Raw genomic sequence first — 13,377 nt, 5'->3', positions numbered from 1 at the left:
GCTCGGTGGCCGGATCGGCGCGGCCGCTCGGGCCCGGCGGCGTGACGGCGACGGGGTCAGGGCATCGTCATCGGGGACTCGGAGCGGTACGGCCCGTCGAGGTCGGTCCGGCGACGCCGGAAGATGATCGCGGCCACGATGCCGCCGAGCAGCCCGAACAGGTGTCCCTGCCAGGAGATCCGCTCGTCGGTGGGCAGGACGCCGACCAACTGGCCGCCGTAGAGGAGGCCGACCAACAGGAAGACGGCGAAGTTCCACCAGCTCCGCTCGAAGATGCCCCGGGTCAGCAGGATGCCGAGGTAGCCGAAGATGACACCGCTGGCGCCCACCACGATCGTGTTGGGCGAGCCGGTGAACCACACACCCAGCCCGCTGACCAGCACGATCACCAGGGTCGACCAGAGGAACCGGCGGGCGCCCGCGGCCAGCACGAAGGTGCCGAGCAGGATCAGCGGGATGCTGTTGCTGTAGAGGTGGTCGAAGCCGTGGTGCAGGAACGGTGAGAAGAAGACGCCGTCCAGCCCGTCGATGCGCTGCGGGATGATGCCGGCGGCGGCGTCGAAGCCGGCGCCGAGCCACTGGTCGAGACCCTCGATCAGGAAGAGGACCGGCACCACCGCGCACATGGCGACGAAGGCCCGGCCGATGGAGGCGTAGAACGCATCGGTGCCGAACCGGTGGGGGTCGCCGCTTCCGGGCTGCAGGGTCACCCGTCAAGAGCTATCAGCAATCGCGGGCAGCCGCCACTTTTCGCCCACCACCGGGGACGAAGACGGCGGTACGCGAGTGCCGCGTACCGCCGTCGTCAAGGTGCTCAGGTGGGACTCAGTAGTAGCCCGAACTCTGCGACTTCGCCCACGCGCCGCAGGGATTGCTGTACCGGCCCTTGATGTAACCGAGCCCCCAGGTGATCTGGGTGGCCGGGTTGGTCTGCCAGTCGGCGCCGACCGAGGCCATCTTGTTGCCCGGGTACGCCTGTGGGATGCCGTAGGCGCCGGAGGAGGGGTTGCGGGCCTTGTGGTTCCAGCCGCTCTCCTTGTTCCACAGCTTGTCGAGGCAGGGGAACTGGTCGATATTGAATCCTGCGTCGATCATCATGGCGCAACCGATCTTGCGGTTGCCGCCGTACTCCGCGCAGGAGGCGGGGATCGGGCCGTCGTACGGCCGGGAGGCGGCACGCGCCGCGGCCTCTTCTCGGGCCCTCCGCTCCTGCTCGGCCTTCTTCTTGCGCGCTGCCTCTTCGGCCTTGCGGGCCTTCTCGGCGGCGGCACGGGCCCGCTTCCTGGTCTCGGTGGCCTGTTCCCGAGCGGCGCGAACCTGACGGGAGACCCGCTGCGACTCCTGTCGGTACTCGACGTCGATCTCGGTGACACTTCCGGCCACCTGCGCGCCTGGGCCCTGGCGCTGAGACTGGCGGTCCTCGCTGAGGTAGAAACCGCCGGCCACGCCCATGCTCAGCAGCGCTACGGCTGTGGCGCGGGCGGTGAACCGGCTCCATGGCCGACTCACGTGGTGATCCCTTCGTCGGGGTCAGGGACGCGGCGTGACCACGGCCATACCGGGCCGAGGCGTGCCGCGAGCGCCCGCCACCGGTGAGGCCGGTGGCCGAAGACGCACCCCGTCCGCTTCCCGGCGAATCGGCCGACCCCCTCGTGGAGTGACGAACGATCACCAACGATGCGTCAGGTGCGTGGGCGCCCGCTGGACACCATCGCGCACGGTGAGGCTGATGGGAAACCGCCAGCCTCGATTGTGACATGGGTCACGGCAAATAACAGCTCTAAAACGCCCTAAGCGGGCATCATTGGGGGACATCCTCCAACAGGTCGGTCACCATGGCGGCGATCGGAGATCGCTCCGATCGGCTGAGCGTGACGTGCGCGAACAGGTGATGACCCTTGAGTGCCTCGATCACGGCGGTGACGCCGTCGTGCCGACCCACCCGCAGGTTGTCCCGCTGCGCGACGTCGTGCGTCAGCACCACCCGGGAGCCCTGGCCGATCCGGGACAGCACGGTCAACAGGACGCCCCGCTCCAACGACTGCGCCTCGTCCACGATGACGAACGCGTCGTGCAGGCTCCGACCCCGGATGTGGGTCAGCGGCAGCACCTCGAGCAGCCCCCGGGAGGTGACCTCCTCCAGGACGTTCTCGTGCACCACCGCGCCGAGCGTGTCGAAGACCGCCTGCGCCCAGGGCGACATCTTCTCCGACTCCGACCCCGGCAGGTAGCCCAGTTCCTGGCCGCCGACGGCGTACAGGGGGCGGAAGACGATCACCTTCTTGTGCCGGCGACGCTCCATCACCGCCTCCAACCCGGCGCAGAGCGCCAGCGCGGACTTGCCGGTGCCGGCCCGGCCGCCGAGCGAGACGATGCCGATCGACTCGTCGAGCAACAGGTCCAAGGCGATCCGCTGCTCCGCCGAGCGCCCGTGCACCCCGAACGCCTCCCGGTCGCCGCGCACCAGCCGTACGGTCTTGTCCGGCAACACCCGGGCGAGCGCCGAGCCCCGGGCGGAGTGCAGCACCAGACCGGTGTGGCAGGGCAGGCCGGCGGCGGCGTCCACGTCGATGGTCTCGCCGCCGTAGAGCCGGGAGATGTCCTCCTCGCCCAACTCCAGCTCCGCCATCCCGGTCCAGGTCGGGTCGCTCGCCTGGCCGTGCCGGTACTCGTCGGCCCGCAGCCCGACCGAGGCGGCCTTGACCCGCAACGGCATGTCCTTGCTGACCAGTGTCACCTCCCGCCCCTCGGCGGCGAGGTTCAACGCGACGGAGAGGATCCGGGCGTCGTTGGACTCGTTGCGGAAACCGGGCGGCAGCACCCCGTCGTCGGTGTGGTTCAGCTCCACCCGCAGCGTGCCGCCGACGTCGTTGGCGGGTATCGGCCGGTCCAGCCGGCCGTGGCGTACCCGCAACTCGTCCAGCGTGCGCAGCGACTGTCGGGCGAACCAGCCCAGCTCGGGATGGTGTCGTTTGCCCTCCAGCTCGGAGATCACCACCAGCGGCAGCACCACCTCGTGCTCGGCGAAGCGGTGGAACGCCGCCGGGTCGCTGAGTAGCACGGAGGTGTCCAGGACGAAGGATTGGCCCGCTGGTCGGGGCTCCCTGGTGTCCGCCGACCCGGCCGCGGCGGTCCGGCGGCTACGGGTGGTGCGGCGAGTCGTGGCAGTCGAGGCCGGGCTCTGGTCGGCACCGGGGGTAGTACGGCGAGTCGTCACAGGCCTGCTCCGGCGGATGGGCACCCGGCCACCCGCGGTCCGCCTCCTCCGGTGCCCGGCTGACACGGGGTCGGATGCGGGCCCCGTGTGCGAGGTCGCAGGCCGGGCGGGCCGGCTGGCTCGGGACAATCCCGCGCCATGCCTAGACGCTAGCCGCCCGCACCCGTCCCGGCTAGTGGCCTTTCGTTAACTGCTGGTGCCACCGGCGGATCAGGCGGCGGACCGGCCGGGATGCATGCCCCCTGCGCGCATCCCGGCCGGTGGACCCACCGTCACCGGACTCAGCCGGTCCGCCGGACCAGGGTGCTGGTCGGGTGCCGCCCCACGACCGAGGCGGCCGGCTCCGTGAACGACGATCCGGTGTACGTGGTGCCGGGTCGGACCACCCCGGCGGAGACCCGCTTGGCGGGCGCGGTCACCGCGAGTGCGGTGGCGATGGCCGCCTGCGCGTCCCGACGACGCCGGTTCCACGCTCCCCGGTCACCGTCGAAGTACCCCTGGCGGTAGCCGAAGCGGTAGCCGATCCGGTAGCTGAGCTGCCCGTGCAGCCGACCGGCGGCATAGCTCGTGGCGGCCAGCACCAGGACGAGGAAGATCGCGAGGAACGGGCTCATCCGGCGGCCCCGGTTCCTCGCCCGATCGTCATTTCTCCTCCGGTTCGACCGTGGTGGGGTCGGCGATCAGCAACCGGTCGAGATCGTCGGTGCCGATCTCCTCGACCAGCTCGACGCTGATCCGGCAGCCGTCCACCACCACCTCGGCCACCGAGGAGCGGCGGATCTCCCCGCCGGCGTCGTAGACCCGGACGCTGAGTTCCGGGCAGCCGAGGTGGGTACGCCAGGCGTTCCACTCGGCCCGGTCACCGACGGACAGCGACAGGTAGCGACAGCCCCGGGCGAGATAGAGCCGCCACGGCGCGATCAGGCCGGCGGCGACGCCCTCCGCGATCAGACCGAATGCCTGGGCACGGGTCGCGAGTTCGGTCACCACTCCCCCCTTGCACCGAGCGCGTGACGCAGCTGAGCACCTATCGTCTCATTCACGTGACACACCGTAGGTTGTCCCATGGGCGTGACAGTATCAGCTTTTCGTTTGTTTGCCTCGACCCCCACGGACATCTATCCTGCCCAGGTGACACCCCTCAAGAACAGCACTTCATCCCGAATTGCCAGGCCAGGATCAGCGTCACGCAAGCGTGACAAAGGCGTGCCCGGGACTTCTCATGAGGCGCATTCGCCGTACGGTCACCACGTGACCGAGACGGCCAACGCGCGGAAGATCGCCTTCGCCACCTTCGTCCGACGCGCCATCGATGAGGCCCGGGCCACCCGGGCGTGGAGCGGCACCGAGGTCTCCCGACGCACCGGCGTCTCACGCCAGACCATCAACCGCTGGGTCCGCGGCGACTGGGCCAGCGACCCGGAGGCGGAACGGGTGGTCGCGTTCTGCGAGGGGCTCGGGCTCGACCCGGCTGCGGCCTTCGCGGCGCTCGGCTGGGACCGTACGGCGTCGCGCCGGTCCGCCCCGCCGCCACCGCCGATGGACCCCGACGTCGAGGCGCTCCTGCGTCGACTGGTCGACCCGGAGGTCTCCGACGCGGAGAAGTTCCACATTAGAGAAACCATTCGTTATCTCGCATATCGCCCGACCCTGCCGGCCGGTGTCCGAAAACGAGGCGACGCCGCCAGTTAGTTCCTCAGATGGCGAAAGAACGGCAGGTCAGCCTCATTCGTTTCGCTACGGGGTCGGAACGGGCGCGCTAGCGTCCGTATTCGTACTGCTTGGGCTCGTCGTCGGCGGGGGGACGGGACAAGGCCGAACCCAGCCCTGCGGGACAGAAGGGGGTCTGTCATGACCCTGAAATGGATGGCGGTCGTGGTCGCGACGGTCTCGTTGACGCTCTGCGTCACCGGGAACGCGGTCACCCTGGCTCTGAACGGCGGGCAGCTTCCCCTGCTCGTGAACCTTCTCGCGCTCACCACCGCGGCCACCGCGATCGTCCTGGCCGTCCTCGCCGAGCTGCACGACCGGCTCGACGACCGGCTCACCGCGCTCACCGAGTTCCTGGTCGAGCGGCTCCGGGACATCGAGGCCCACACCGGCGACCGGAACACCGGTTTCGTGGAGGGCTACCTGCTCAGCCACGGCCAGGAAGCGGCCGTGGTGCCCTTCGTACGTCGGGGCCGGGGAGCCGCCGAACGCTGACCCCGCGCGCCGAACGCTGACCCCGCCCGACGACCGCGCCGGCTCCACGCCAGGAATGACCGGCCGAAGCCGGGGTACGCTGACGCGCGTGCCGCCGTTGAATCTGGGCAACCAGCCGCCGAAGACCCCGTTGAACGCCGACCAGGCCTGGCAGACAACCGCCGACCGGGCAGCCGAGACCATCCTCTTCTTCGACTTCGACGGCACACTCGCGCCAGTGGCCGACGATCCCACGCAGGTGCAACCCGCGCCGAAGGTGCTGGCCGCGATCGAGACACTCGCCCCGGTCGTCCGGCGGATCGCAATCGTCTCCGCGCGTCCGGTGGAGTTCCTGCGCGAGCACTTCGGCGGGCTCACCGGCGTCGACCTCTACGGGCTCTACGGCCTGGAGCACAGCCACTCGGGCGGCGAGACCGTCACCGAGCCGGCCGCGCTGCCCTGGGTGCCGACCATGGCCGAACTCGCCGACCTGGCCCGTGCCGAGCTGCCGCCGGGTGCCCTCGTCGAGTACAAGCGGCTCTCCGTGGCGCTGCACTGGCGTACCGCCCCGCAGTTGGCCGCCACCATCGAGGAGTGGGGTCGCGCGCAGGCCGAGCGCCTCGGCCTGCGGTTGCAGGTCGGGCGGATGGTGCTGGAGGTCAAGCCGCCGGTCGACCGGGACAAGGGCATGGTGATCGGCGAGCTGGTGCAGGGCGTCGGCGGTGCCTGGTATTTCGGCGACGACGTCTCCGACATCAAGGCCTTCGCCGCGTTGCGGGCCCGCGCCGCCGCCGACCCCGACTTCCTGGGCGTCTGCGTCGCGGTGGCCAACCCGGAGACCGGTGACGAGGTCGCCGAGGCCGCCGACCTCACCATCGACTCCCCCGCCGCGCTGGGCGACTTCCTCACCGAGGCCACGCACCACCTCACCTGAGGCGGTACGGCGGTGTCGCCTCAGGCCGATGCGACGGTCAGACGCCGTAGCGGCGCTGGCGGGTGGCGTACGAGCGCAGGGCGCGGAGGAAGTCGACGCGACGGAAGTCCGGCCAGTTGAGTTCGCAGAAATAGAACTCCGAGTGCGCCGACTGCCAGAGCATGAAGCCCGACATGCGCTGCTCGCCGCTGGTCCGGATGATCAGATCCGGGTCCGGCAGCCCCCGGGTGTAGAGGTGCTCGGAGATGTCGTCGACGTCCAGCGAGCCGGCCAGGTCCTCCAGCGTGCCGCCGTTGGCCGCCTGCTCCAGCAGCAGTGAGCGCACCGCGTCGATGATCTCCCGCCGGCCGCCGTACCCGACCGCGATGTTGACCTGGGCGCCGCCGCCGCGCTCCCGGGTGCGCTCCTCGGCTGCCTTGAGCGCGGCGGCATGCTGCGCGGGGAGCACGTCCAGTGCCCCGACCATCCGCAGCCGCCACGGGTTGCCCTGCTCGGCCAGCTCGGTCGTCAGGTCCTCGATGATCTGGAGCAGCGGGTCGAGCTGCTCCGCCGGCCGCGACAGGTTGTCGGTGGAGAGCAGCCAGAGCGTCACGTGCCCGACGCCGGCGGCGTCACACCACCGCAGCAGCTCCTTGATGCGCTCGGCGCCCATCCGGTGCCCGTCGTTGGGGTCGACGAGCCCCATCTCCCGGGCCCACCTGCGGTTGCCGTCGCACATCACACCCACGTGCTGGGGCACGGGACGGCCCGCGAGCTTGGCGGTCAACCGCCGCTCGTAGACGGAGTAGAGAATTTTCCGCAGAGTCATCACCTTGCAGGGTAGCGAGCCCCCACCCGGATCCGGGTGCCGGTGGCCGACACCACGCCGTGGCCCTTCCGTACCGCCCCCGCACCCCGCCCACCACCTGCGCCGACGCCGCTACCACGCCGTCGCCGCGCCTCTCCCACGGGCTGTCACGTGGGTTGCCGGTCACCCCCGGAGCGCCCTTTGCTCTGCTTCACCCCACGCACCGAAAACGCATGAATTCTGTTGCGTCGGTTGAAGCAGAGCAAAGGGCCCGAGCAACACCCCCCATCCGGCCCGCCGACACGCCGGGCGCGGAGGTGGTCGGGTGCGGACGCGCGGCGGGATCAGGCCGGGGACGCCGGGGTGGGGACTCGGGCGGCCCGGCGCACGCCGTAGACGGCGAGGACGGCGGCGGCGACCAGTGGGGCGCCGTCCCGGACCAGACCGTCGACGCCGAGCAGCCACCAGCACAGCGGCAGGTCGACCGCGAGTACGGCGACGCTGACCACCACGAGCAGGGTGCCCGCCCAGCGTTTGCCCCGCAGCAGGAAGGCCGTGCAGAACAGCACCAGGTAGCTGGTCGCGATGCCGGCGCCCAGCCAGAACAGCACCGCCGGCACGGCGATCAGTCGACCGTCGACGATCCCGGCGGTGGCGACCAGGGCGGGCACCAGCATCAGCGGGCTGTAGGTGAACGCGGCGACCCGGCTGGTCAGCAGCCAGGCGTTCGTCTCCGGCCGGCGCGGCGGTGTCTCCCGCCAGGAGATGCCGGACCGGTCGATCACCAGCCGGGACCGGTGTCGCACCAGGTGCCCGGCGATCGCCGGGGACCGGTACAGCAGCCAGACCACGGTCGCGCAGAGCGCGGTGAGCAGGGCGAAGCCGAGCAGGCCCGGCAGGGACGGCACGCCCTGCCGGGGCACGATCAGCCGGCCCACCGCGAAGACCGTGGTGATCGCCAGGATCAGGCCGAGCGGGCGGGCCACCGCCCGGCCCCGGCGCACGTGGCCGATCAGCAGCAGGAAGCCGAACGAGCGCAGCATCGCCCAACCGGTACGCACCGCCAGGCCGAAGCCCTGCTCCGGCGCGTACCACCAGTTGAGCACCTCGACCACGACGGTGGCCGCAGCGGTCACGGCGAGCAGTGCGGTCAGCGCCCGGACGGCGGACGGCCGCCGGACCTCGGTCTCGGCGGCCGTCCTCATGAGATCCGATGATGCCCGGATCCGGCGTCGATCACACCCCGCGCTGCGGTTGCTCCGCGTCGAGTCGGGCGCGCAGAGCGTCCAGCTCCGCCCAGAGGACACCGGGCAGCTTGTCGCCGAACTTCTCGAACCACTCGGTGACCAGCGGCAACTCGTCGCGCCACTCCGCCGGGTCGACCTTCAACGCGATCCGGACGTCCTCCGGCGTCATGTCCAGGCCGTCGACGTCGAGCGCGTCCGGCGTCGGGACCATGCCGATCGGCGTCTCCACGGCCTCGGCGCGGCCCTCGATCCGCTCGATGACCCACTTGAGCACGCGGGAGTTCTCGCCGAAGCCGGGCCAGAGGAAGTTGCCCTCCGGGTCCTTGCGGAACCAGTTGACGTAGTAGACGCGGGGCAGCTTCGACTCGTCGCCGTCGGTGCCCTTGCCCATCTCGATCCAGTGCCGGAAGTAGTCACCGGCGTGGTAGCCGATGAACGGCAGCATGGCCATCGGGTCACGCCGCACCACGCCGACCGCACCGGAGGCGGCGGCGGTGGTCTCCGAGGAGAGCGTGGCCCCCATGTAGACGCCGTGCACCCAGTCCCGCGCCTCGGTCACCAGCGGGACGGTGTCCCGCCGCCGGCCACCGAACAGGATGGCGTCGATCGGGACGCCGTTCGGGTCGAAGTAGTCGTCGGCGAGGATCGGGCACTGGGTGATCGGCGTGCAGAACCGGCTGTTCGCGTGTGAGGAGAGGTTCTCGCTCTCCGGCGTCCAGTCGTTGCCCTTCCAGTCGATCAGGTGCGCCGGCGGCTCGCCGAGGCCCTCCCACCAGATGTCGCCGTCGTCGGTCAGGGCGACGTTGGTGAAGACGGAGTTGCCCTGCTCCAGCGTCCGCATCGCGTTGGCGTTGGTCTTCCAGTCCGTGCCGGGCGCGACGCCGAACAACCCGTACTCGGGGTTGACCGCGTAGAGCCGGCCGTCCGGACCGAAGCGCATCCAGGCGATGTCGTCGCCGATCGTCTCGACCTTCCAGCCCGGGATGGTCGGCTCCAGCATGGCCAGGTTGGTCTTGCCACAGGCGGACGGGAACGCACCCGCGATGTGGTAGACCCGACCCTCCGGCGAGGTGATCTTGAGGATCAGCATGTGCTCGGCGAGCCAGCCCTCGTCCCGCCCCATCACGCTGGCGATCCGCAGCGAGTAGCACTTCTTGCCGAGCAGCGAGTTGCCGCCGTACCCGGAGCCGTACGACCAGATCTCCCGGCTCTCCGGGAAGTGCGAGATGTACTTGGTCTCGTTGCACGGCCAGGCGACGTCCTGCTGACCCGGCGCGAGCGGCGCGCCGATCGAGTGCAGCGCGCGGACGAAGTCCGCGTCGTCGCCCATCGCCTCCAGGATCCTGGCGCCCATCCGGGTCATGATCCGCATGGACGCGACCACGTACGGGCTGTCGGTGATCTCGACACCGAACATGGGCTTCTCGGCCTCGACCGGGCCCATGACGAACGGGATGACGTACATCGTCCGTCCGCGCATCGAACCGCGGTAGAGCGGGGTCATGGTCCGCTTCATCTCAGCGGGGGCCATCCAGTTGTTGGTGGGCCCGGCATCCGCTTCGTCCGCGGAGCAGATGAAGGTGCGCTCCTCGACCCGCGCGACATCCGTCGGGTCCGTACGGGCGTAGAACGAGTTTGGTTTCTTCTCGGGGTTCAACCGGATGAGCGTGCCGGCATCGACGAGTTCGTCGGTGAGGCGACGCCATTCCTGATCGGAGCCGTCCACCCAGACGATTTGCTCAGGGGTGGTCAGTTCAGCGACCTCACGGACCCAGGCGAGAAGTTTGGGGTGGGACGTCGGGGCCTGATCGATTCCCCTGACGGTGGCCGGAGCAACCATGACACATCTCCTTGTGGTCGACGCTGACCGGTCTATGGAGTGCACGAGTCTCGGCGCCGCGATGCGTCGCCTTCGTGGAAACATGGGATTGGGCTCAGCGTAAACCGATGTACAGCCCCAGTCAGTGGTACTGGTTGTGAAGAACTGCACAAGGTGCGGCCACGCTGCGGCATCACGAGCCTTTACCCGCTTTCACGCGCAGTTTCACGCAAATCCTGCGGCGGACCTCAGGTCAACGGCGCTACGCCAAAGAGTCACAGGTCACTTTTCGACCTCGTGAGCGGAAGTGCGAAACAACACCGAATCGCAGCCGCCCGGTTACGCTCCGTTCGTGCCTGTCCGTACCACCGCCCCGGCGGGCCCCGGTGGCCGTTGCTACCCGATCGCGACCCCGGCAACCGGTACGCTCGCTTCGTGGCCGCCACAATGACCGGGGAGCCAGGCTCCCCGCAGACCCGCACGGGTCTGGTCCACTCCCTGGTCGACCGGTTCGGTCACCTCGTGCGGGAGATGAGCAAGTTCGCGACCGTGGGCGGCATCGCCTTCGTCATCGACTTCGCCCTGTTCAACTACCTGATCGGGCCGCAGAACGTCGAGCAGGTCACCGCCAAGACCATCGCCACGGTGATCGCGGCGACCTTCGCCTTCCTGGGCAACCGGTTCTGGACCTGGCGGCACCGCAAGCGCTCCAACCCGGCCCGCGAGTACGCGCTGTTCTTCTTCTTCAACGCGGTGGGCCTGGGCATCGCGGTGGGGTGCCTGGCCATCAGCAGGTACGGGCTGGGCAGCATCTGGCCGGAGATCTTCCAGACCCGCCTGGCCGACAACATCGCCAGCTTCGTCGTCGGCACCGGGCTCGGGACGCTGTTCCGTTTCTGGTCGTACCGACGGTTCGTCTTCGTCGAAGCGGGAACCCCGACCGGTGCGGAAGCGGACCCGGACCGGGACGCGTGACCTGCCGCCTCCGGTCCCGTCAGAGCCACCTGGTCCCGTCACAGTCAGCCGGTCCCGTCCGAAGCCAGCCGTACCCCGCCCACTGCCCTAAGGTGTTGCCCATGCCTCTCGTCCGTCTGCTGCCTGAGCGCTGGCAGAAGTTCATCCACGAGGCTCTCAAGTTCGGCCTGGTCGGCGGCGTCAACACGGTCATCAACTACGCCGTGTTCAACGCGCTCGCACTCACCGTCTTCGTCGATGGGCAGTTGAAGGCGACGGTCGTGGCCACCGTGGTGGCGACGATCACGTCATATCTGATGAATCGACACTGGACGTATCGCGATCGGCCCAAGTCGGCCATGCAGCGCGAATACGCCCTGTTCTTCCTCTTCAACGGCGTGGGTCTGCTGATCGAGCTGGGCGTGCTGGCAGCCGCCAAATACGGGCTGGGCGTCACCGGCCTGCTGGCCCTGAACGTCGCCAAGACGGTCGGTGTGCTGCTGGCGACACTCTTCCGCTTCTGGTCGTACCGCACGTTCGTCTTCCAGCCCGCACCGGCGGTCGAGCCCACCCAGACCACCTGGGCCGGGCTGCCCCGCGACGAGTGGGACACGATGGCCGGGATGGACCCGGTCGCCGAACTCGCCGAGGCCATGACGGAGCTGGAGGAGGAGGAGCCACCGGCCACTCCGCCACCAGTGCCGCCGCCGCTGGCGGTGCAGCCCCGGCCGACGCCGACGGCCCCGCAGGCCGAGCTGGCGGGGCTGGACAAGGAACTGGAGGAGGAGTTGGCCGCCCAACTCCAGCCGGCTCCCGCGCCGCGCCGGTTCCGGCGCCGCTGACCCGGACGACGAAAACGCCCGCCGGCACTCGCCGACGGGCGTTTCCCATGCCGTCCGGTCGTGGACCGGGTGGGGCAGCCTCAGAGGCCGCCACCCTTGGTGTCCCGTTCGGCGAGGATCTCGCGCAGTTCGCCGTCGCCGAGCGAGTGCTTGTCGTGGAAGGCCTCGACCAGCTCGTAGAGCTTCGTCTGCACCCGGTCCACCTTCGGCACGTCGGGAAGCACGGACTGGCCGCGTTCACCGGCCGACTCGATGGTGAGCGTGCCGTAGCCGAGCAGCCGGCCGACGAACTGCTGGTTCATGGAGTGGTCGTTGACCCGGCTGAGCGGGATGTCCCGCCGCTCGCGGGAGAAGACGCCGTGCTGGAGCACCACCCGCTCGTTGGTGAACAGGAAGTGCGTGGTGCGCCAACCGATCCACGGCCAGACGGTCAGCACCAGTACGGCCAGCAACGCCAGGCCGCCGATCACGGCGAGCGTGATCGAGCCGCCCCCACCGGCGGGCAGGAACAGCACACCGACCGCCACCGCGGCGATGGCGAACACCAGCACCACGACCGAACGGACCATGGTCTTCCAGTGCGGATGCAGGTGCAGCACGACATGCTCGTCTTCGGTGAGCACGTCCTCGGGGAACGCCACGGAAACCTCCTCGCAGGAACGGACGCGCAGACCGTAACCCCCCAGTGCCACCCCCTCACATCCGCCACGCGGCCGACCTCGGCGGCGTACCCCGCCGACGATCCGGCCCGGCCGGGGTCAGCGCAGGTGGAGGACGTCGGCGGCGGCCAGGGAGCGTTCCCCGGCGGCGGTGGTGACCAGAAGCCGACCGTCGAGGTCGACCCCGGTGGCGGTGCCGGTGAGCTCCGTGCCGTCGGGCAGGAAGGCCCGCACCTCGCGGCCCACGGTCCCGCACACCGCCAGGTACGCGTCCCGCAGGCCGCAGGCGGCCGCGTCCCCACCGGCGGCACGCCAGCGGGCGTACCAGTCGGCGACCGCCCGGAGCAGGGCCCGCAGCAGGGGGTCCCGGTCGGTGGCCACCGCACCGGCCAGTTGCAGGGAGGTGGCCGGCAGTCCGGTCGGATGTTCCGGTAGCTCGTCGGCGCGCAGCGTGACGTTCAACCCGACACCGAGCACGATCGCGGGCGGATCCTCCGGACCCGGTCCGGGCACCGCCTCGGCGAGGATCCCGGCGCACTTGGCGTCCCCGAGCAGCAGGTCGTTGGGCCACTTGAGGGTGGCGTCCAGTTCCGCCAACAGAGTCACCGCCTCGACCAGCGCGACACCGGCCAACAGCGGCAGCCAGCCGTACCCGGACGGTGGTGCCGGCGACCAGGCACGGTCCGGCACGGCCTGGCCGGGCCGCAGCAGCACGCGGGCTCTTAGGCACATCT

Annotated in this window: 15 protein-coding genes; 5 read left to right on the top strand and 10 right to left on the bottom strand. The window is 70.1% G+C overall.

Annotation, left to right across the window (positions count from 1 at the left end; genetic code table 11):
* Window positions 1-56: 56 nt before the first annotated feature.
* From EYA84_RS14525 to EYA84_RS14505, 5 genes are all read right to left on the bottom strand, one after another.
* A complete protein-coding gene (locus tag EYA84_RS14525) occupies window positions 57-710 on the bottom strand; it encodes a rhomboid family intramembrane serine protease (protein ID WP_131053575.1) in 654 nt (217 codons plus the stop codon).
* A 115-nt stretch (window positions 711-825) separates the two neighbouring features.
* The gene (locus EYA84_RS14520; RefSeq protein ID WP_131053574.1) at window positions 826-1,509 is read right to left on the bottom strand and encodes a lytic transglycosylase domain-containing protein; all 684 of its coding nucleotides are present in this window, start codon (window positions 1,507-1,509) and stop codon (window positions 826-828) included.
* 292 nt (window positions 1,510-1,801) lie between these two features.
* A complete protein-coding gene (locus tag EYA84_RS14515) occupies window positions 1,802-3,217 on the bottom strand; it encodes a PhoH family protein (protein ID WP_131053573.1) in 1,416 nt (471 codons plus the stop codon).
* Between the two features lie 281 nt (window positions 3,218-3,498).
* Window positions 3,499-3,831, bottom strand: coding sequence for a hypothetical protein (locus tag EYA84_RS14510; protein ID WP_131053572.1), 333 nt, complete (start codon window positions 3,829-3,831; stop codon window positions 3,499-3,501).
* Between the two features lie 28 nt (window positions 3,832-3,859).
* Window positions 3,860-4,204, bottom strand: a complete 345-nt coding sequence (locus tag EYA84_RS14505) for a hypothetical protein (RefSeq protein WP_131053571.1) — start codon at window positions 4,202-4,204, stop codon at window positions 3,860-3,862.
* A gap of 264 nt (window positions 4,205-4,468) precedes the next feature.
* On the opposite strand from EYA84_RS14505, the gene EYA84_RS14500 reads away from it, so the two are divergent.
* The 3 genes from EYA84_RS14500 (at window position 4,469) to otsB (ending at window position 6,335) form a co-directional block, all read left to right on the top strand.
* Window positions 4,469-4,909: a helix-turn-helix transcriptional regulator gene (locus tag EYA84_RS14500; RefSeq protein WP_131053570.1), complete on the top strand. Its 441-nt coding sequence runs from the start codon at window positions 4,469-4,471 to the stop codon at window positions 4,907-4,909.
* Between the two features lie 159 nt (window positions 4,910-5,068).
* Entirely contained in the window at window positions 5,069-5,422 is a 354-nt protein-coding gene (locus EYA84_RS14495) for a hypothetical protein (RefSeq protein WP_131053569.1), read from the top strand.
* Window positions 5,423-5,510: 88 nt separating this feature from the next.
* Window positions 5,511-6,335 carry a trehalose-phosphatase gene (gene otsB / locus EYA84_RS14490; protein WP_131053568.1) on the top strand — a complete coding sequence of 275 codons (825 nt, stop codon included), beginning with the start codon at window positions 5,511-5,513 and terminating at the stop codon, window positions 6,333-6,335.
* A gap of 37 nt (window positions 6,336-6,372) precedes the next feature.
* Here otsB and EYA84_RS14485 read toward each other — a convergent pair whose 3' ends face one another.
* The 3 genes from EYA84_RS14485 to EYA84_RS14475 form a co-directional block, all read right to left on the bottom strand.
* The gene (locus tag EYA84_RS14485; protein WP_131053567.1) at window positions 6,373-7,143 is read right to left on the bottom strand and encodes an isoprenyl transferase; all 771 of its coding nucleotides are present in this window, start codon (window positions 7,141-7,143) and stop codon (window positions 6,373-6,375) included.
* A gap of 323 nt (window positions 7,144-7,466) precedes the next feature.
* The gene (locus EYA84_RS14480) at window positions 7,467-8,327 is read right to left on the bottom strand and encodes a hypothetical protein (protein WP_131053566.1); all 861 of its coding nucleotides are present in this window, start codon (window positions 8,325-8,327) and stop codon (window positions 7,467-7,469) included.
* A gap of 31 nt (window positions 8,328-8,358) precedes the next feature.
* Window positions 8,359-10,209, bottom strand: coding sequence for a phosphoenolpyruvate carboxykinase (GTP) (locus EYA84_RS14475; protein ID WP_131053565.1), 1,851 nt, complete (start codon window positions 10,207-10,209; stop codon window positions 8,359-8,361).
* Window positions 10,210-10,635: 426 nt separating this feature from the next.
* Between EYA84_RS14475 and EYA84_RS14470 the strand changes: the two genes are divergently transcribed.
* Together EYA84_RS14470 and EYA84_RS14465 are read left to right on the top strand one after the other, a co-directional pair.
* On the top strand, window positions 10,636-11,163 hold the full coding sequence (locus EYA84_RS14470; protein ID WP_131053576.1) for a GtrA family protein: 528 nt from the start codon (window positions 10,636-10,638) through the stop codon (window positions 11,161-11,163).
* A 101-nt stretch (window positions 11,164-11,264) separates the two neighbouring features.
* Complete coding sequence (locus EYA84_RS14465) at window positions 11,265-11,984, top strand: GtrA family protein (protein ID WP_131053564.1); 720 nt, start codon at window positions 11,265-11,267, stop codon at window positions 11,982-11,984.
* Window positions 11,985-12,064: 80 nt separating this feature from the next.
* On the opposite strand, the gene EYA84_RS14460 is transcribed toward EYA84_RS14465, so the two are convergent.
* The gene (locus tag EYA84_RS14460) at window positions 12,065-12,625 is read right to left on the bottom strand and encodes a PH domain-containing protein (protein ID WP_131053563.1); all 561 of its coding nucleotides are present in this window, start codon (window positions 12,623-12,625) and stop codon (window positions 12,065-12,067) included.
* 117 nt (window positions 12,626-12,742) lie between these two features.
* Window positions 12,743-13,377: biotin--[acetyl-CoA-carboxylase] ligase (locus EYA84_RS14455; RefSeq protein ID WP_131053562.1), on the bottom strand; the 635-nt coding region annotated here is incomplete at its 5' end.

The sequence above is a fragment of the Verrucosispora sp. SN26_14.1 genome, assembly GCF_004307965.1.
Classification (GTDB): Bacteria; Actinomycetota; Actinomycetes; order Mycobacteriales; family Micromonosporaceae; genus Micromonospora.
This window is presented reverse-complemented; position numbering and strand designations above follow the sequence as displayed.